Raw genomic sequence first — 17,815 nt, 5'->3', positions numbered from 1 at the left:
TTTGGATGATAACGAGGCGCAAAATGAAAAAGACAGCTATCGCAATTGCAGTGGCACTGGCTGGCTTCGCTACCGTAGCGCAGGCCGCTCCTAAAGATAACACCTGGTATACCGGTGCTAAACTGGGCTGGTCTCAGTACCATGACACGGGTTACTACGGTAACGGTTATGAGAACAACAACGGTCCAACTCACGAATCTCAGCTGGGTGCAGGTGCCTTCGGTGGTTACCAGGCTAACCCATACCTGGGCTTCGAACTGGGCTATGACTGGCTGGGCCGCATGCCAAACAAAGGCAGCGTGACCAACGGCGCATTCAAAGCACAGGGCGTTCAGCTGGCAGCGAAACTGAGCTACCCAATCAATGACGATCTGGACGTGTACACCCGTCTGGGCGGCATGGTATGGCGTGCTGATTCTACTCAGACCAACCCAACCAACGGCCGTATCAGCAACCACGACACCGGCGTTTCTCCGCTGGCCGCTGTTGGTGTTGAATACGCACTGACCAAGAACTGGGCTACCCGCCTGGACTACCAGTGGGTTAACAACATCGGTGACGCAGCGACCGTGGGCGCGCGTCCGGACAACGGCATGCTGAGCGTCGGCGTTTCTTACCGTTTCGGTCAGGATGAAGAAGCAGCACCTGTTGTTGCTCCAGCACCAGCACCGGCTCCGGTTGTTGAAACCAAGCGCTTTACTCTGAAGTCTGACGTTCTGTTCACCTTCAACAAAGCAACCCTGAAGCCAGAAGGCCAGCAGGCTCTGGATCAGCTGTACAGCCAGCTGAGCTCAATGGATCCGAAAGACGGTTCTGTTGTAGTTCTGGGCTTCACCGACCGTATCGGTTCTGAGCAGTACAACCAGAAACTGTCTGAGAAGCGCGCACAGTCTGTTGTCGATTACCTGGTTTCTAAAGGTATCCCGTCTAACAAGATCTCTGCACGTGGTATGGGCGAATCTAACCCGGTTACCGGCAACACCTGTGACAGCGTGAAAGGCCGTAATGCCCTGATCGACTGCCTGGCGCCAGACCGTCGCGTTGAAATCGACGTGAAAGGTATCAAAGACGTTGTAACTCAGCCACAGGCTTAAGTTATCACGCAGTAAAAAACCCCGCTTCGGCGGGGTTTTTTGTTTGTGCTGTTTCGTGCTCAACCGGCATATTGCCGGGTCATTATCGGGCGGTAAAACAGGCCGTCAGCCGTTGTCAGCTTCGCCTTTGCCCAGAATCGCCTGCAGGTCCTGCTTCAGCGTTGACATCTGACTGGCGTATTTCTCTTTACGCTCTGCATCTTCAATCAGCTGGACTATGGTCTCCGAAAGCGTGCAGTGACGTCGCTGTGCCAGACCAGCCAGACGCTGCCAGACCAGATATTCCAGATCGATGGATTTTTTACGCGTGTGCTGGTGTTCCGCATTGAAATGGCGCTTACGGCGGGCGCGGATAGTCTGCTTCAGGCGGTTTTCCAGATCCGGATGAATGTGCTGAGCAATCCATTCCCCGACGTCCGTCGGACGGTTCTCCATGGCCAGCAGCGCGTCTACCGCCGCCTGTGCCGCGCTCAGTTCGAGATGTCGGGTGATCAGCTCACCTTCCCGATGCTTTTTCACCAGGTATTTCCACTTCCATCCACTTTCAAGATTTTCGAGTTGCTGGTATTTCATCGGAATCTCATCGTGATCACGTAACGAACTAAGAATAACAGCTTTTTTCCCGGATGCAGCAAGGAAAAACATGTTGCGGCTGTCACAGTTCGGCTCAGAACTCCGCCGTGCTTAACCGGGTTGAATCCTGTATAATCGCGCTTTTACTGAATAAGACTAATGCGAATATTTTGACCAGCACTCAACTTACGTGGCAAGCCCTGCAACCGGATAGCACCCGCTACCAGTCCATTTTTTCAACCGTCTCCCTGGAAGAGTGCGATAGTCTTGCCGCGGTTCAGCCGCGTCTGCTGAATGCGCTGGCGCATTTACACCATCAAACGCAGGGTTTCCCGCTACTGCTGCTGCGCAGTCAGGAGAACAGCGATTATCTCGCCTGTATCGCGGCCGCCGCTCAGCGCTTCCAGCCTGAAGAAATCGCCCTTTACGGCGGTGACTACCATATTATGGGCGATACGGTGACCCTGCTGCCGCCAACGGATGCGGCTCGCCCGTTTACCAGCCAGGGCGGCGTGCATTTTGCCGACTGGATTGAGACCGAACAGCTGTTTGGCTGCGTGCGACAGTATAAAGATCGCATCCAGCTTGAACCTGGTCTGCTACACCGTGCTAACGGCGGCACCCTGATCCTTTCCATTAATACCTTGCTGGCACAGCCGCTGCTCTGGCTGCGTCTGCGTAAAGCCGTGGAACAGGGCCGGTTTGAGTGGTTTTCGCAGGATGAACGCCAGCCACTGCCGGTGACGGTGCCTCCTCTGCCACTGCAGCTTCGCCTGGTACTGTGTGGCGATCGTGATGCGCTGGCCAGCTTCCAGGAGCTGGACGTTGAAGCGCATGAAATGGCGCTGTACAGCGAGTTTGAAGAAAACCTGCAGGTGCTGGACGAAGAGGAAATGACCGCCTGGTGCCAGTGGACGCTGACGCAGGCCGAACAGGCCGGTTTAGCAAAGCCCGAAGCCGATTTCTGGCCGGTGCTGATCAACGAAGCGGTCCGTATGACCGGCGATCAGGACACGTTGCCGCTCTGCCCGCGCTGGCTGCGCCGTCAGCTGCAGGAAGCCGCGCTGCACGGTGAGCAAATCGATGCCGCCGCGCTGAAAGAGGCGCTGGAAACGCGCCAGTGGCGTGAAAGCTTCCTGATGGATCGGATGCGCGATGAGATCCTGCTTAATCAAATCATGATCGAAACAGAAGGCGAAGTGGTTGGTCAGATCAACGGCCTTTCTGTGATTGAATTCCCGGGCCATCCCCGTCCGTGGGGCGAGCCGTCGCGTATCACCTGTGTGGTGCATCCAGGCGATGGCGAATTCACGGATGTTGAGCGCAAAGCGGAGCTGGGCGGCAACATTCACGCCAAAGGCATGATGATCATGCAGGCTTATCTGATTGCAGAGCTGGAGCTGGACCAGCAGCTGCCGTTTTCGGCTTCGCTGGTCTTTGAACAATCTTACTCTGAAGTAGACGGCGACAGCGCGTCACTGGCTGAGCTGTGCGCCCTGATCAGTGCGCTGGCCAATCAGCCGCTTACACAACAGATTGCCGTCACCGGTTCCGTTGACCAGTTCGGTAACGTGCAGCCCGTCGGTGGGTTGAATGAAAAAATTGAAGGTTTCTTCCACATTTGCCAGTCGCGCGAACTGACCGGTAAGCAGGGTGTGATTCTGCCTGCCAGCAACGTGCGTCATCTCAGCCTCAGTCAGGAGGTGACCGACGCGGTTGAACAGGGTCAGTTCCACATCTGGGCCATTGAACGCGTGGATGAAGCGCTGCCGCTGTTAACCGGCATCGCCTGGCAGAGCGAAAGCGGTGAGTCGCTGCTGAACACCATTCAGGAGCGTATTACACAGCTGAACCAGCAGGATGCCCGCCCGCGTCCGTGGCCATTACGCTGGCTTAACTGGTTTAACCACAGCTGATAGCATTGCCCAGCGTACAACTGTTCGCTAATATTCGGGCTTCACTACAAGAAGGCATATTGAGAACATGGTAGATAAACGCGAATCCTATAGCAAAGAAGACCTGGTTGCCTCAGGGCGCGGCGAACTGTTTGGCGAAAATGGTCCCCCGCTGCCATCCGACAACATGTTGATGATGGACCGCGTGGTCAAAATGACCGAAGACGGTGGCAAATTCGATAAAGGCTTTGTCGAAGCCGAACTGGATATCCGCCCTGACCTGTGGTTCTTTGATTGCCACTTCAAAGGCGATCCGGTGATGCCAGGCTGCCTGGGGCTGGATGCAATGTGGCAGCTGGTCGGTTTCTACCTTGGCTGGCTGGGTGCAGAAGGCAAAGGCCGTGCGCTAGGCGTGGGTGAAGTGAAATTCACCGGGCAGGTGCTGCCGACAGCGAAAAAAGTCACCTATAAAATCCACTTCAAACGCGTTATCAACCGTAAACTGGTCATGGGCGTGGCGGACGGCGAAGTGTTTGTTGACGGTAATCTGATTTATACCGCAACCGATCTGAAAGTCGGCCTGTTTAAAGATACGTCTGCATTCTGATCTGGCTTACGAAAACCTCCGCACGCAGCGGAGGTTTCATTCCTTTTCGCTAGACATCCGGCTGTGTTATGCCACCGCCGACCTGTCCTCCATGGCTTGTCGCCAACCTCCCAACCAGTGAGACCGGGCATCGATCATTTGATAAGGGCATAGCTCTTTTGAGCGGCCAGTAATGCCGGCCTGATAGCCTCGTGAATGTGCTCGTTCCAGGCGGTCTCTCTTCTGTCTCTTCATACCTCGTTTCCCTCATTTCAGGTCTGGTGGAATCTGGTGGAAAGAAAGAGTGGCGAATTAATGTTCAACCACAATAATGTTCTAACCGCAGAGCGCCGAAAGGTCAATGCGCAAAATTCACGCCAATGTCATTTTCCTGACGTAAAATCGCCATCTTAATTTGTAAGCGCAGCGTATATCTGGCTGATTAGCCAATAAAAAAGTCCCTGCTCCACACGTTGCATCGCAACGGTAAATCAGGGACTTAGCATAAGCTTCGAACAAATCTTAATTTAGTGAAATCAGCCTGCTGGCAATTTGCTGTGCGGTTTGCTGCCAGCCGAGGGCCAGTGTCCGCACCATCGCATCGTAACCATCTTCCGGTTGCGGCAGTACCAGATTAAAGCCCTGTTTAATTAAGCGTCCCTGATGTTGCAGCAGCCACTCACCACTGACCACCACTCTGCCATCATAGCGGCCCTGAAAGCCGGTCACGTTGACGTTTAGCGTGTCGTGATTATCCCCGGCGGGTTTGCCGGAGATCAGCCTGCCGGGCAGCGCCTTGCTAAGGTTGGTCACCAGCGTTTGCTGTAGCTGCTGATCAAGCGGGCTGGCCCACAAATTGTTGCTGGCAATCACGTACCTGACGTCGCTGGTCTGATACACCAGCCCGTTTCCGGCCAGATAATCCGGCACGCTCACCTGCTCAACCCACACCATTGGCTGGTCGCTGCGGGTATCGCCGCTGACGACGGCGGCATTGCTGCCCGCAGGCAGCTGATAGTACGTCGTATCGATGGTGCTGCTGCAGCCTGTCAGCAGCAGCATGGCACCGATAATCAATCCTTTTTTCACTGTTTCGCCCTCTTTGGCTGCGGGTCCTGGCCCGGTTTAGCTTCAAATACCAGCGCGTTGCTCTTGGCATTCAGGGTTTTCAGCACCGGCTGCAGCTCACGCAGCACCTGATCCAGACGCTGCATATCGCCGACCAGCTTGCTATAGGCAGGTGAGCCCGGCTGCAATCCTTTCATGCTGCGATTCAGCTCACGCAGCGTTTGCTGCATATCGGCCGGCAGGGTTTTCATCGCCGGGCTGGCAGTGATTTGATTCACATTATCCAGCGTTTTCTGCAGTTGCTGCAGGGTACGCTGGCTCTCTTTCAGCGTGCCGGTTGCCTGATTAATCATCGGGTTCAGCGGCAGCGCGTTAATCTTGTCCAGCGCCGCCATCAGTTTCTGCTGAATCTGGCTCAGACCGCCGCTGACGGTTGGGATAACTTCCAGTCCCGCCACCTCGTTGGGCCCTTTATAGGCCGGTGCATTGTCGTAGAAGTCGAGATCAACAAACAGCGCACCTGACAGCAGGTTACCGGTTTTCAGCGTGGCGCGCAGACCGCGTCTTTTACCGTCCTGCAGATGCTGCTCCAGATTGAAATCACCGCCCAGACGGCTGATAAAGCGGTCCGGCTCAATGCGAATCAGCACCGGCACTCGATAATCAGTATTCAGCGCCTGATTCACCCCCGGAATCATGTACGGCACCTGCGCAACGGTACCCAGACGAATGCCGCGGAACTCAACCGGCGCGCCCACCTGCAGGCCTCGAATCGAATCGCTGAAGAACATCAGGAAATCGATGTGTTTGGTGTAGAGCGAATCCTGAATGCTGCGCTGGTCGTCATAGAGATGATAATCGTCTTTGTTCTGCGCCAGCTCGCCGAGGTCCCAGCCATCCGGCACATCGAAACTGACGCCGCCGCTGAACAGCGTGGTCAGCGAGCCCATCTCCACGCGCATCCCCGCAGCGGACATGTCCACGGCGATGCCGCTGTCCTTCCAGAAGCGCACGTTGGTGGTCACCAGCCGGTCATAAGGCGCCGAAATAAACAGCTGATAGGTCATCATGCGTTTTTCGGTATCGAAGGTGCTGGTTTCCACTGTGCCGACGCGATAGCCGCGGAACAGCACCGGATCGCCCGGATTCAGCTGGCCCGCTTTTTTACTGTCGAGAATCACGCGGATGCCTTTCGCATCCGGTGGCGCTAACGGCGGTGAATCCAGCAGCTGATAGCGCTCCGGCTGGTCACCTTTTGCCCCCGGCTGCAGCTCAATGTAGGCACCGGAGAGCAGCGTATTCAGACCGGTGATGCCCTCCCGCCCGACCTGGGGTTTTACCACCCAGAACACGCTGTCTTTATGCAGCAGCTTTTCCATCCCGGCATTCAGGCGCGCCGTGATTTCCACATGGTGCAGATCGTCCGTCAGCACCGCGCTCTCCACCGTACCGACATCCACGCTGCGGCTTTTAATGGTGGTCTTCCCGGCCACAATGCCTTCCGCGTTTTCGGTAATCAGCGTGACCTGCGGCCCCTGATGGCTGAAGTGATAAAACAGGATCCATCCGCCGATCAACAGCGTCACAATGGGTACGATCCAGACCGGCGACCAGCGTTTAATCTGATCGACGTTAGCAATGCCGTGGGGGTTGTCCGTCAAGGCGCGGCTCCTCAGGTTCAGTTTCTGGTAAGCGATCCCAAATCAGGCGCGGGTCAAACGCCATGGCAGCGAACATGGTCAGTATCACTACCAGCGCAAACAGCAGCGCACCTGGCGCGGGATAAACATTCATCAGCTGCCCCATGCGCACCAGCGCAGAAAGGACAGCGATGACAAACACATCAATCATTGACCAGCGGCCAACAAATTCCACCACCTCATAAATCAGGTGCATTTTTTCACCGTCGCGCCGGCCGCGGCCACTGGCGTGCCAGCACAGCCAGCCAATCGCCACCATTTTCAGCGAGGGCACCATAATACTGGCGATAAAAATCACCAGTGCCACCGGCCATGAGCCGTCACTCCACAGCAGAATCACCCCGGCCATGATAGTAGAGGGATATTGCGAGCCGAGCGTTTCCGTCACCATGATCGGTAGAATATTAGACGGGATATAGAGCATCAATGAAGTCAGCAGCAGCGACAGCGTCCACTGCAGGCTATGCCGGCGGCGCGGGGCGGCTTTCACACCGCAGCGCGGGCAATGCGGCTGTGCAGCAGGCAGTATCGCTGTGCAGCACGGGCAGCTGCGCAGCCCCTGCTTCAGACCGCTGACGCCAGCCCGCGGCGAAAGCGGCAACGGCGGCAGCGGATCGATGCGCTGCCAGACCCAGCGGCGATCGACGCACTGAAAGGCGCGCAGCTGCAGCACGCAGAACAGACACCACGGCCAGAAGCTGGTACCGAGGCCGATTTCGCCATACGCCATCAGCTTGACGAAGCTGACCAGCACGCCCGCCATGAAAATTTCGGCCATGCCCCAGCTGCGCAGCTGAAAAAGCGTGCGCGCCAGCGCGAGCCGCAGACTGTGCGGCAGACGCACCGGGTTCACCAGCAGCAGAATGATGATCATGCAGGCCGCCGGAATGCCCTGGACAAACAGCAGAAACAGCGTGGCCAGGCTGCGGTAATCTTCACGCACCATCACCTGCGGAATGGCCATCAGCGATATCTGACTGCTCAGCCCGGCAACGTGCATAGCGATAAAGGGAAACAGATTCGCCAGCAGCAGCATGAACAGTGCGGCCAGCGCATAGCCGGTGGGACGTTTACGCGGTTCATGCCAGTTCGCCACCAGCGTCGTGTGGCAGCGCGGGCAACGCGCGCGGCTGCCCGCCGGGATGGCGGGCAGCTTGACGGTTAAATCACATTGTGGACAAAGCATCCAATGCTGCGCCTGCGGCGTTGCACACATGCTGGCTCCCTCTGCGTTATGCGCCGTTTTTCAGCGCTTCCAGCTCTTCCCAGCGTTCGAACGCGGTTTCAAGCGCCTGCTCAGCCTCGGCAAGCGCGTCCAGCACCGGCTGGGTTTTATCGTGTGGCTGGCTGAAGAAGTCCGGATGGCTCATCTGCGCCTGTAACGCACCGATTTGCGTTTCCAGCTGCTCCAGTTTTTGCGGCAGCTGTTCGAGTTCGCGCGTTAAGTTATAGCTCAGTTTGCCCGCGCTGCGTTTCGGCGCCTCGTTTTTTTCTGCCGTTTTCGCTGTGGCGGCGGCCGGTTTCACCGTGGCTGAACGGGTTTGCTTATACGCGGCGCGCTGCTGCTGTGCATCGTGGTAGCCGCCAACAAATGCACCGATTTCACCATTGCCCTCGAAGATCCAGCACTCAGTCACGGTGTTATCCACGAACTGACGATCGTGGCTGACAAGTAAAACGGTGCCCTGATAACCGTCCACCAGCTCCTCCAGCAGCTCCAGCGTCTCGACGTCCAGATCGTTGGTCGGTTCATCAAGAATCAGCAGGTTGCTGGGTTTCAGGAACAGACGGGCCAGCAGCAGACGGTTGCGCTCGCCCCCCGAAAGCGCGCGCACAGGCGTCATGGCGCGTTTCGGATGGAACAGGAAGTCCTGCAGATAGCCCAGCACATGGCGCGGTTTACCGTTCACCATCACTTCCTGCTTGCCTTCCGCCAGGTTATCCATCACGGTTTTATCCGGGTCCAGCTCCGCGCGGTGCTGGTCGAAGTAGGCGATTTCCAGCTTGGTACCGCAGTGGACGCGGCCCGCATCCGCCTTCAGCTGGCCCAGCATCAGGCGCAGCAGCGTGGTTTTGCCGCAGCCGTTCGGGCCAATCAGCGCAATTTTGTCGCCACGCTGCACCTGCGCGGAAAAGTCTTTCACCAGCGTTTTACCGTCAACGCTGTAATCCACGTTTTCCAGCTCAAACACAATCTTGCCGGAGCGTGCCGCTTCACCCACCTGCATATTGGCTTTGCCCATCACGTCGCGACGTTCGGAGCGCTCCCGGCGCAGGGCTTTCAGCGCGCGGACGCGGCCTTCGTTACGGGTACGACGCGCCTTGATGCCCTGACGGATCCACACCTCTTCCTGCGCCAGCTTGCGGTCAAACTCGGCATTCTGCATCTCTTCCACGCGCAGCGCTTCTTCTTTGCCCAGCAGGAACTGATCGTAATCACCCGGGCAGGAAACCAGCTTGCCGCGATCGAGATCGACAATGCGTGTCGCCATATTGCGGATAAACGAACGGTCGTGCGAAATAAACACGATGCTGCCGGTGAAGGTTTTGAGGAAATTTTCCAGCCAGTCGATGGTTTCAATATCAAGGTGGTTGGTGGGCTCGTCGAGCATCAGCACGCGCGGGTTGCTGACCAGCGCACGCCCCAGCGCCGCTTTACGCAGCCAGCCGCCGGAAAGCGAAGAGAGCTCCGTGTCCGGCTGCAGACCAATCTGCTGCAGCACGTCATTGATGCGCGTATCCAGCTGCCACAGGTTCTGGTGATCGAGAATAGACTGCAGTCGCCCCATTTCGTTGAGGTTTTTCTCGCTGGGATCGTCCATCACCAGATGGGAAATCGCGTGATAAGCCTTAAGATGCTCAGCCTGCTCGGCAACGCCTTCGGCGACAAAGTCATAGACGGAACCGGTGATGTTACGCGGCGGATCCTGCTGCAGACGCGCCACAATCAAATCCTGTTCGTAAATAATGCGGCCATCGTCCAGCGGCTGTTCACCGTTAATGATTTTCATCAGCGTGGATTTGCCGGCGCCGTTGCGGCCCACCAGACAAACGCGCTCGCCCTCTTCAATGTGCAGCTCGGTGTTATCCAGCAGCGGCGCATCGCTGAAGGAGAGGTAAGCGCCATGGATACTGATCAGTGACATAAAACTTATTCCTTACCGGCGTGGCTGACCAGCCAGCAGTTGTGAATTTGACGATTGCGCGCAAAGTCCTGCGACAGCGTTTTCTGGGTGATTTCCTGCGCCTGCAGACCCAGACGCTGTAAGCCATCGAGGTCCATTTTGAAGCCGCGCTTGTTATTGGAGAACATAATGGTGCCGCCGCGCCGCAGCAGACGCTTCAGGTTCTGCATCAGCATCAGGTGATCGCGCTGGACGTCAAAGTCGTCCTCCATCCGCTTGGAGTTGGAAAACGTCGGCGGATCGATAAAGATCAGATCAAACTGCTCATCGCTTTCGCGCAGCCAGCTCAGGCAATCGGCCTGCATCAGGCGATGCTGGCGGCCGGTTAAGCCATTGAGACGCAGGTTGCGCTCTGCCCACTCCAGGTAAGTGCGCGACATATCCACCGTGGTAGTGGACTTCGCGCCGCCCAGCCCGGCATGCACGCTGGCGCTGCCGGTGTAGGAGAACAGGTTAAGGAAATCTTTGCCCGCGCTCATGTTGCCCAGCATCTGCCGCGCAATGCGGTGATCAAGGAACAGGCCGGTGTCAAGATAATCGGTCAGGTTCACCAGCAGGCGCGCATTGAACTCCTGCACCTCGATAAATTCGCCCTTTTCGCCGAGTTTCTGATACTGGCTTTTGCCTTTTTGCCGTTCGCGGGTTTTCAGCACCAGCCGATTTGCCGGCAGCGCCAGCACGCTCAGCGTCGCGCTAATCACATCAAACAGCCGCTGGCGCGCTTTGTCCGCATCCACGGTTTTGGGCGGCGCATACTCCTGAATCACCACCCAGTCGGCGTAGCGGTCGACGGCGACGTTATATTCCGGCAGATCGGCATCGTACAGGCGATAGCATTCGATACCGGACTGTCGCGCCCACTTATCCAGCTTCTTCATGTTTTTACGCAGGCGGTTAGCGAAATCTTCGGCGATTTGCGCCGCCCCTTCCGCGTTGCTGGCCGCGAGACGGTAATTTTTCTGCACGCACTCCAGCGGACCGTTTTTCGCTTTGAACTGGCGCTCGGCGCGCAGTTGCAGGCAGCTCAGCAGCGCTGGCGAGGCGCTGAACAGCGACAGGTTCCAGCCGCCGAAATGCTGCTTCATGATACGCCCCAGCTGGCTGTGCAGGGCGATCAGCGCCGGTTCACTTTCCAGACGCTCGCCGTAAGGCGGGTTACTCAGCACCGTGCCGGCGATGGCTGCATCCGGCAACGGATTGTTCAGCTTCAGCACGTCCTGCTGTGCAAAGGTAAACAGCTCAGCCACGCCGGCACGGCGCGCATTGGCTCGCGCCCACTCCAGCACGCGGCCATCGTTATCGTAACCAAAGAAGCGCGACGTTGTGGCTGCGGTACCGGCGCGCGCGCGCTGCAGGGCATCACTGCGCAGCGTCTGCCACAGTTCGCTGTTGTGCTGCTTCCAGCGGGTAAAGCCCCAGCGCGAACGCAGCAGCCCGGGCGCGCGATCGCAGGCGATCAGCGCCGCTTCGATCAGCAGCGTACCGGAGCCGCACATCGGATCGACCAGCGGCGTGCCGTTTTGCCAGCCGGAGCGCAGCACAATGGCCGCCGCCAGGTTCTCTTTCAGCGGGGCCTGCCCGGTCTGCTGCCGGTAGCCGCGCTGGTGCAGCGCATCGCCGCTCAGATCCAGCGCGATGCTGACGCGATCTTTATTCAGCCAGGCATTGATACGAATGCCCGGCTGTTCGCGGTCTACGCTCGGACGCGGCAGGTTCTGTCGGGTAAAGCTGTCTACGATGGCATCTTTAATACGCAGCGCGCCAAACTGACTGTTACGGATGACGTCATTGGTGCCGCTGAAATGGATCGCGAACGTGGTATCGCTGTCAAATAACGTTGTCCACGGAATGCTCTGCGCACCCACGTAGAGATCGAGATCGCTCCAGACGCCAAATTCTCCCAGCGGCAGCAAAATACGCGAAGCCAGACGGCTCCACAGCAGGCTTTGGTACATTACGCGGTCGTCGGCGCGGAAGTGGACGCCGCCCTGCACCACCTGCAAATCCTGCGCACCCAGCGCGTCCAGCTCAGTTTTTAACAGCTCTTCGAGCCCACGCGCCGTACTGGCAAACAGAGAATTCATATCGTCACTTATACTCTTGCTAAAATTGTTGCGCATTATAGCGAATCGGCGTCCTATGTCATAAAGTTAGCTTTTTTTTGTCCGCACGGAGTTCCGATGATTACGCTCTCTCGCCTGTTTATTCACCCGGTCAAATCCATGCGCGGTTTGCAACTGTCGCACGCGCAGGTGCAGGAAAGTGGGCTGGCGTTTGATCGCATCTTTATGCTCACCGAACCGGACGGCACCTTTATTACCGCGCGGCAGTTTCCGGAGATGGTGCGTTTTACGCCAGCGCTGCTGCCGGACGGGCTGTTTCTCACCGCGCCGGACGGCAGCCAGGCGCTGATCCGCTTTGATGATTTCGCCGCGCACCCGGCGCCCACGGAAGTGTGGGGGAACCATTTCACCGCGCGCATCGCGCCCGCGGCCATCAACCAGTGGCTGAGTCAGTTTTTTCCGCGCGCGGTGCAGCTGCGCTGGGTCGGTACCGAGCTGACGCGGCGCGTAAAGCGCTTCGATGCGGTGCCGCTCAGTTTTGCCGATGGTTTTCCCTATCTGCTGGTGAATATGGCGTCACTGCAGGATCTGCAGCAGCGCTGTCCGGCCAGCGTTCGCGTGGAGCAGTTCCGGCCAAACCTGGTCATCAGCGGCGCGCAGGCCTGGGAAGAGGACAGCTGGAAGCGACTGAAAATTGGCGGGGTGGTGTTTGAAATGCCCAAGCCGTGCAGCCGCTGTGTGTTTACCACCGTAGGTACCGAGAGCGGACGCAAACATCCGGACGGCGAACCGCTGACCACGCTGCAGCGTTTTCGCAGCGCGCAGGACGGCAGCGGTGATATCGATTTCGGTCTGAATCTGATTGCGCTGAACAGCGGCATTATCCGCACCGGCGACACTGTCGAAGTTCTGGAGCGGCAGACGCCACGCGCTTACGGAGCGGGCGCAAAGATGGAAACGCTGGCCGTGCAACGCAGCGATCGGGCTGCGGTGACGATCGGCTATCAGGGCTCGACCTTTACCGGGGATAATCAGCAGGTGCTGCTGGAGCAGCTGGAGATGCAGGGCTTCCGCATTCCCTACTCCTGCCGTGCTGGTTTGTGTGGCAGTTGCAAAGTGACGCTGCTGTCCGGAGAAGTCAACGCGCTGAAACAGAGCGCGGTGCGCGCCGACGGCACGATTCTCAGCTGCAGCTGCATTCCGGCGGGCGATATCGAACTGACCTGACGCTCAGACTGCCCGCGCGTAGTGGGCGGTCTGCTCCTGCAGCTGCGGCTGCAGACGATCGTTCATGATTTTGATCGCATCGCCCAGCTGCATTCCTTTCCCGGCCACCGTCAGAGCATCCTGCGCCAGCAGGCACAGCGCGGCATTTTCACCGCTCTCCACCACCAGCAGCTGCGCCTGTTCGCCGCTGTCGGCCAGCGTTACCGCCACCATATCGCCCGGCACCGGCTGCCAGCTGTGCGCATGGCTGGTAAAGTGCCAGCTTTTTGGCATCAGCGGTTTCAGGAAGCGGCTGGCCACTAGCGCGTTCAGCACCAGCTCTGCGCGCTGGTGCCCTTTTAGTCCGCTCAGCCGGCAGCGTTCTTCGAAGGTGTAATAGAGCGCGGCGTCATCCACGCAAAAACCTGTTTCGTTAAAAGCATCGGGCGTCAGCATTTTACGCGAGAAACGTGAGCGGAATAACATTCCGTCGGCCAGATCAAGCATCATGCGGTCATGCTCTGCGTCAAAATACCAGCGCCAGTTGTCGTCCGGTTTTATTTTCATGATGTGCCCTGTGGTTTATCGCTGCGCTAAACCCCGCTTAATTTCGCTGCCGCCTCAGGCGGTCGGGGGCACCGCGCGGCGAGCGGAAACCCGAATTAATCAGGATGACATGGCGCTAAAATTAAACAAAATAGCCTTAAGGAAAAGCTGAAAAATGCTTCAGCAGCACAAAATATAAATGAGCCGAAGGGAGAAATAAACCCCCCGGCCGGGGAAAGTGAGAAATGTCTTAGAGGTGGGTAACAATGTCTTTAATTAACGACGGACCTTTATAAATAAAGCCGGAGTATATCTGGACCAGCGTCGCGCCGGCGGCGATTTTTTCCCGCGCTGCCGTCAGCGAATCAATGCCGCCCACGCCGATAATCGGCAGGCGCCCCTGCAGCTCCTGTGCCAGACGGCGGATCACTTCGGTACTGCGGGACTGCACCGGGCGGCCGCTTAATCCTCCCGCTTCGTCGGCATATTTCAGCCCGCTGACCAGCGCGCGATCCAGCGTCGTATTTGTCGCGATCACGCCATCAATGTTATGGCGAACTAAACTATCAGCAACCTGAATCAATTCTTCTTCTGACAGATCCGGCGCGATTTTTACCGCCACCGGCACATATTTCAGGTGTCTTTCCTGCAGCGCACGCTGTTTTAATTTGATGGCAGACAGCAAATCATCCAGCGCTTCGCCATATTGCAGCGTGCGTAATCCCGGCGTATTTGGCGACGAGATATTGACGGCAATATAACCGGCATGCGCATAGACCTTTTCCATACAGATCAGATAATCGTCTTTGCCCTGCTCGACCGGCGTATCTTTATTTTTGCCAATATTAATGCCGAGAATACCGCTGAAGCGCGCCTTTTTTACATTCTCAATCAGATGATCGACGCCGTGATTATTAAAGCCCATGCGGTTAATAATGCCCTCCGCCTCCACCAGACGGAACATGCGCGGCTTATCATTGCCCGGCTGAGCGCGCGGCGTGACCGTGCCCACTTCCACAAAGCCAAAGCCCATGGCACCGAATGCATCAATGCACTCTGCGTTTTTATCGAGCCCGGCAGCCAGGCCCAGCGCATTCGGAAACGTCAGTCCCATGCAGGAAACCGGGCGGGACGGCAGCGACTGGCGAATCAGCCCTTCCAGCGGCGTGCCGCTGATAAAGCGTAACTGTTGAAAGGTGAGTTCGTGCGCACGCTCGGGATCGAGTTTAAACAGCGCCGGCCGGACGATAGGATATAACATGCACTCTCCTGAATGGCGAAAGCTTCGTGAAAGTCGGGTGCACGGGAAATTGTGCGCCAGAATGGTAAGGTGCTCTGGCGCAAAAGTAAATTACTCCGCAGCGGGCGGTGTTGATCGCGGTCAGCGCCGCGCGGAATAGCGTCCGATTCGGTTGCGGCAGGCCTGTAATCCACGGTAAACCGGCGGGCAGTACCACAGCAGTTTCAGCCGCGCGCTCTGCTGCAGTACCTTACGCACCAGCCGGGTGACCTGCGGTTGCCACTCTTCCGGCACTGCGATGCGGTGGGTGCGAATCTGCGTCAGGCAGCCGTGCATCACCGTCTGGTAGTAATCATCCAGCAGCGCTTCGTCCAGCGGCAGCTGCCGATCGCGCAGGAACTGCTCGCTGCTGCCGCGCGCGATAAAGTAGTTTTTGATCCACGAAAAATCGCGCGTGCTCTGCGACAGTGAAGTCAGCATAAAGCGCTTGTAGTAGTAGCTCTGGCTGGTGCAGTAAAGGCTGCGCGCCTGCATATAGAGCGCAAACATAAAAGGCGCATCTTCGTGGTTCTGAATCGGCAGAAACGCCAGCTGCAGCGTATCAATCAGACGGCGCGAGATGATGCTGCTCCACACCACGCGGTGCGCCGACTGATGCTGCATCAGCGTGCGCAGCGTGGCGCTGCCGCCAGGCAGCAATCCGCTGACGTGGCGCTGATGAATGGTCTGATACTGGCGCTGCGGCGCAGGCACATCAAAGAACATTTTGGCACCAAAGCAGAACAGATCGAGGTCGGCATGGCGCGCCTGCACGCGACGAAAATCAGCAAACAGATCGGCAGAAACAAAATCGTCCGCATCCATAAAGTAGACGAAATCACCCGTTGCAGCCGCCAGGCCTTTCATGCGCGCCGCACTCACCCCGCCGCGTTCGCCGCTCAGCAGCGTCACCTGCGGATGCTGCGCGGCAAAGGCGTTCAGCCACGCGACGCTGTCATCCTGCGAACCATCATCAATGACGATGATTTCATCCGCTGGCGAAGACTGACGCAGCAGCGAATCCATGGTTTCAGGCAGCCACGGGGCGCAGTTCCAGTTAGGGATAATGACCGATAGGGTCGGGGTACGACGAAGTGTCATGCTTATCCTCTCTCTGCTTTCAGTAACGGTGCGCGCAGACGTTTCAGCACCAGGCTGTGCAGCAGACAGCACACGCCCAGGTTAACGGCACCAATCAGACCCAGCCACAGCAGGTTAATCCAGCGATTCTGATTCCACTCAATCGGCAACAGCGTACTCAGTCCGGCCACCAGCGCCGAGACCGCCCAGATCAGCGCCACATCGCGCGTCAGCCAGGTAAAGTGGATACCCGGTGCAAAGCGGCGATGCACCAGCCATGCCCAGCCCACCAGATAAAAGATATTCTGTGCCAGCCACAGCCAGCCGGTGCCCAGTGCGCCGTAGTGAATAGCGCACCAGATGTTCAGCGGCACCAGCAAAATGGCAAAGCAGGTAAAGCCTTTCATGTGCAGCTTCAGGTTGCCGTTAACATACTGCAGGTGATAAAGCAGCCCACAAATGGCCTGAATGCCGCTGCCCAGCGCATACAGAGTCAGTACAAACGCCATCTCATCAACGATCTGCGTTTTCTGTGTCCAGGCCCACAGTAGCGGACCGGCGTAGCAGGCGATGGTAATGCTGAGCGGTGCCATAAAAATCGCCACGGCCTGCGTGGTGTAACGATAGAGCTTCAGCGACTCCGCATCGCCCTCCTGACGCGTCTTCATGCCGGTCATGCGCGGCACGATCGCCTGCATGATCGGGCTGCTCAGCAGCAGAATACCGGTGGCCGCGGTCGCCACTACGGTGAAGGAGCCATACTCACTGAGCGGCAGAGTTTTCGACAGCACCAGCCGGTCAATCTGCGAAATAAACGTCCAGACCGCACTGGAGAACGCGGCGCTCAGGGCAAAACGGATAAAGGGCTTCAGCACGCCTTTGAGATCGTCGCGCTTCTCTTTACGCGCCGCGCGCGGCACCAGCTGGCAGGATTTCCAGATACAGCAGCCCGCTTCCGCAATGGAGACCAGCAGCTGCCAGATAAAGAAGGTCAGCACCGGATTCGGGAACAGCTGAATCACCAGCACCGCACCAAAGGTGCGCAGCGTGGTGATAATCAGGTTGACGCCATTCAGCCAGACCTGCTGTTCAAAGCCGATAATCACGCTGCGATAAGGGCTGGTTCGCCAGCGAATCGCCGCTGTAATCACCATGATCGCCACGGCAAGCACCACATCCCCGGCCGGCAGATGCCGTGCATCCAGCCAGTGGGTGGCAATCCACGGCGTGGCCAGCCAGCCCAGCACCACCAGCACCAGGGTGGAAATAAGGAAGAAGCGCGTCAGCGTGGCAAACAGCGCCGGGAACCAGACAAATTCTGCCTGATTTGCCCGGTAGCGCGCCGCTTCACGCATCAGCGTGGTGGAAACGCCGGCGTCAAGCAGCTGCAGCCAGGTTAACAGGATAGAAAAGAAGCCGACGAGACCGTAAGCTTCCATGCCTAAATGCTGAATATACAGGGGAACAACTAAAATACCTGACAGCGTCAGATAAATCTGGCCAACATAGTTGGCAATCGCGTTACGTTTGATGGACATAA

General features: G+C 57.6%; 15 protein-coding genes. 4 read left to right on the top strand and 11 right to left on the bottom strand.

Going from position 1 to position 17,815, the window contains the following annotated elements:
- Positions 1-23: 23 nt before the first annotated feature.
- Positions 24-1,094, top strand: a complete 1,071-nt coding sequence (gene ompA / locus D8B20_RS06435) for a porin OmpA (RefSeq protein WP_145888099.1) — start codon at positions 24-26, stop codon at positions 1,092-1,094.
- A 105-nt stretch (positions 1,095-1,199) separates the two neighbouring features.
- Here ompA and matP read toward each other — a convergent pair whose 3' ends face one another.
- On the bottom strand, positions 1,200-1,667 hold the full coding sequence (gene matP / locus D8B20_RS06430) for a macrodomain Ter protein MatP (protein WP_145888098.1): 468 nt from the start codon (positions 1,665-1,667) through the stop codon (positions 1,200-1,202).
- Positions 1,668-1,720: 53 nt separating this feature from the next.
- Between matP and D8B20_RS06425 the strand changes: the two genes are divergently transcribed.
- Both D8B20_RS06425 and fabA read left to right on the top strand, forming a co-directional pair.
- Positions 1,721-3,583 (top strand): AAA family ATPase, encoded by a 1,863-nt coding sequence (locus D8B20_RS06425; RefSeq protein ID WP_145888097.1) that lies wholly within the window; start codon positions 1,721-1,723, stop codon positions 3,581-3,583.
- A gap of 67 nt (positions 3,584-3,650) precedes the next feature.
- Positions 3,651-4,169 (top strand): bifunctional 3-hydroxydecanoyl-ACP dehydratase/trans-2-decenoyl-ACP isomerase, encoded by a 519-nt coding sequence (gene fabA / locus D8B20_RS06420; protein WP_145888096.1) that lies wholly within the window; start codon positions 3,651-3,653, stop codon positions 4,167-4,169.
- Positions 4,170-4,235: 66 nt separating this feature from the next.
- On the opposite strand, the gene rmf is transcribed toward fabA, so the two are convergent.
- The 6 genes from rmf to rlmKL all read right to left on the bottom strand — a co-directional run bounded on the left by rmf (position 4,236) and on the right by rlmKL (position 12,185).
- On the bottom strand, positions 4,236-4,403 hold the full coding sequence (gene rmf, locus D8B20_RS06415; RefSeq protein WP_145888095.1) for a ribosome modulation factor: 168 nt from the start codon (positions 4,401-4,403) through the stop codon (positions 4,236-4,238).
- A gap of 267 nt (positions 4,404-4,670) precedes the next feature.
- Positions 4,671-5,237 carry a membrane integrity-associated transporter subunit PqiC gene (gene pqiC, locus D8B20_RS06410; RefSeq protein ID WP_145888094.1) on the bottom strand — a complete coding sequence of 189 codons (567 nt, stop codon included), beginning with the start codon at positions 5,235-5,237 and terminating at the stop codon, positions 4,671-4,673.
- On the bottom strand, positions 5,234-6,877 hold the full coding sequence (pqiB, locus tag D8B20_RS06405) for an intermembrane transport protein PqiB (RefSeq protein WP_145888093.1): 1,644 nt from the start codon (positions 6,875-6,877) through the stop codon (positions 5,234-5,236). Before pqiB ends, pqiC begins: the two co-directional genes overlap by 4 nt.
- The gene (gene pqiA / locus D8B20_RS06400) at positions 6,849-8,132 is read right to left on the bottom strand and encodes a membrane integrity-associated transporter subunit PqiA (RefSeq protein WP_145888092.1); all 1,284 of its coding nucleotides are present in this window, start codon (positions 8,130-8,132) and stop codon (positions 6,849-6,851) included. The genes pqiB and pqiA overlap by 29 nt, the downstream gene beginning before the upstream one ends.
- Positions 8,133-8,148: 16 nt before the next feature.
- Entirely contained in the window at positions 8,149-10,062 is a 1,914-nt protein-coding gene (locus D8B20_RS06395) for an ABC transporter ATP-binding protein (RefSeq protein ID WP_145888091.1), read from the bottom strand.
- A 5-nt stretch (positions 10,063-10,067) separates the two neighbouring features.
- Positions 10,068-12,185 carry a bifunctional 23S rRNA (guanine(2069)-N(7))-methyltransferase RlmK/23S rRNA (guanine(2445)-N(2))-methyltransferase RlmL gene (gene rlmKL / locus D8B20_RS06390; protein WP_145888090.1) on the bottom strand — a complete coding sequence of 706 codons (2,118 nt, stop codon included), beginning with the start codon at positions 12,183-12,185 and terminating at the stop codon, positions 10,068-10,070.
- A 96-nt stretch (positions 12,186-12,281) separates the two neighbouring features.
- Here rlmKL and D8B20_RS06385 point away from each other — a divergent pair, with 96 nt between their 5' ends.
- Entirely contained in the window at positions 12,282-13,391 is a 1,110-nt protein-coding gene (locus D8B20_RS06385; RefSeq protein ID WP_145888089.1) for a YcbX family protein, read from the top strand.
- 3 nt (positions 13,392-13,394) lie between these two features.
- On the opposite strand, the gene D8B20_RS06380 is transcribed toward D8B20_RS06385, so the two are convergent.
- The 4 genes from D8B20_RS06380 to D8B20_RS06365 form a co-directional block, all read right to left on the bottom strand.
- Positions 13,395-13,937: a cell division protein ZapC gene (locus D8B20_RS06380; protein ID WP_145888088.1), complete on the bottom strand. Its 543-nt coding sequence runs from the start codon at positions 13,935-13,937 to the stop codon at positions 13,395-13,397.
- A 229-nt stretch (positions 13,938-14,166) separates the two neighbouring features.
- On the bottom strand, positions 14,167-15,177 hold the full coding sequence (gene pyrD, locus D8B20_RS06375) for a quinone-dependent dihydroorotate dehydrogenase (protein WP_145888087.1): 1,011 nt from the start codon (positions 15,175-15,177) through the stop codon (positions 14,167-14,169).
- 120 nt (positions 15,178-15,297) lie between these two features.
- On the bottom strand, positions 15,298-16,296 hold the full coding sequence (locus D8B20_RS06370) for a glycosyltransferase (protein ID WP_145888086.1): 999 nt from the start codon (positions 16,294-16,296) through the stop codon (positions 15,298-15,300).
- A gap of 2 nt (positions 16,297-16,298) precedes the next feature.
- The gene (locus D8B20_RS06365) at positions 16,299-17,813 is read right to left on the bottom strand and encodes a lipopolysaccharide biosynthesis protein (protein ID WP_145888085.1); all 1,515 of its coding nucleotides are present in this window, start codon (positions 17,811-17,813) and stop codon (positions 16,299-16,301) included.
- Between the last annotated feature and the right edge of the window lie 2 nt (positions 17,814-17,815).

It is taken from the genome of Candidatus Pantoea soli (assembly GCF_007833795.1).
GTDB lineage: Bacteria > Pseudomonadota > Gammaproteobacteria > Enterobacterales > Enterobacteriaceae > Pantoea > Pantoea soli.
Note: the sequence above shows the minus strand (reverse complement) of the source record. Positions and strands in the feature narration are given on the sequence as shown.

Coding starts and splice junctions, on each gene's coding strand:
- matP (WP_145888098.1), bottom strand. CDS start 1,667: ATGAAATACCAGCAACTCGAAAATCTTGAAAGTGGATGGAAGTGGAAA.
- D8B20_RS06365 (WP_145888085.1), bottom strand. CDS start 17,813: ATGTCCATCAAACGTAACGCGATTGCCAACTATGTTGGCCAGATTTAT.
- rmf (WP_145888095.1), bottom strand. CDS start 4,403: ATGAAGAGACAGAAGAGAGACCGCCTGGAACGAGCACATTCACGAGGC.
- ompA (WP_145888099.1), top strand. CDS start 24: ATGAAAAAGACAGCTATCGCAATTGCAGTGGCACTGGCTGGCTTCGCT.
- D8B20_RS06385 (WP_145888089.1), top strand. CDS start 12,282: ATGATTACGCTCTCTCGCCTGTTTATTCACCCGGTCAAATCCATGCGC.
- D8B20_RS06425 (WP_145888097.1), top strand. CDS start 1,721: ATGCAGCAAGGAAAAACATGTTGCGGCTGTCACAGTTCGGCTCAGAAC.
- pyrD (WP_145888087.1), bottom strand. CDS start 15,177: ATGTTATATCCTATCGTCCGGCCGGCGCTGTTTAAACTCGATCCCGAG.
- D8B20_RS06370 (WP_145888086.1), bottom strand. CDS start 16,296: ATGACACTTCGTCGTACCCCGACCCTATCGGTCATTATCCCTAACTGG.
- D8B20_RS06395 (WP_145888091.1), bottom strand. CDS start 10,062: ATGTCACTGATCAGTATCCATGGCGCTTACCTCTCCTTCAGCGATGCG.
- rlmKL (WP_145888090.1), bottom strand. CDS start 12,185: ATGAATTCTCTGTTTGCCAGTACGGCGCGTGGGCTCGAAGAGCTGTTA.
- fabA (WP_145888096.1), top strand. CDS start 3,651: ATGGTAGATAAACGCGAATCCTATAGCAAAGAAGACCTGGTTGCCTCA.
- pqiA (WP_145888092.1), bottom strand. CDS start 8,132: ATGTGTGCAACGCCGCAGGCGCAGCATTGGATGCTTTGTCCACAATGT.
- D8B20_RS06380 (WP_145888088.1), bottom strand. CDS start 13,937: ATGAAAATAAAACCGGACGACAACTGGCGCTGGTATTTTGACGCAGAG.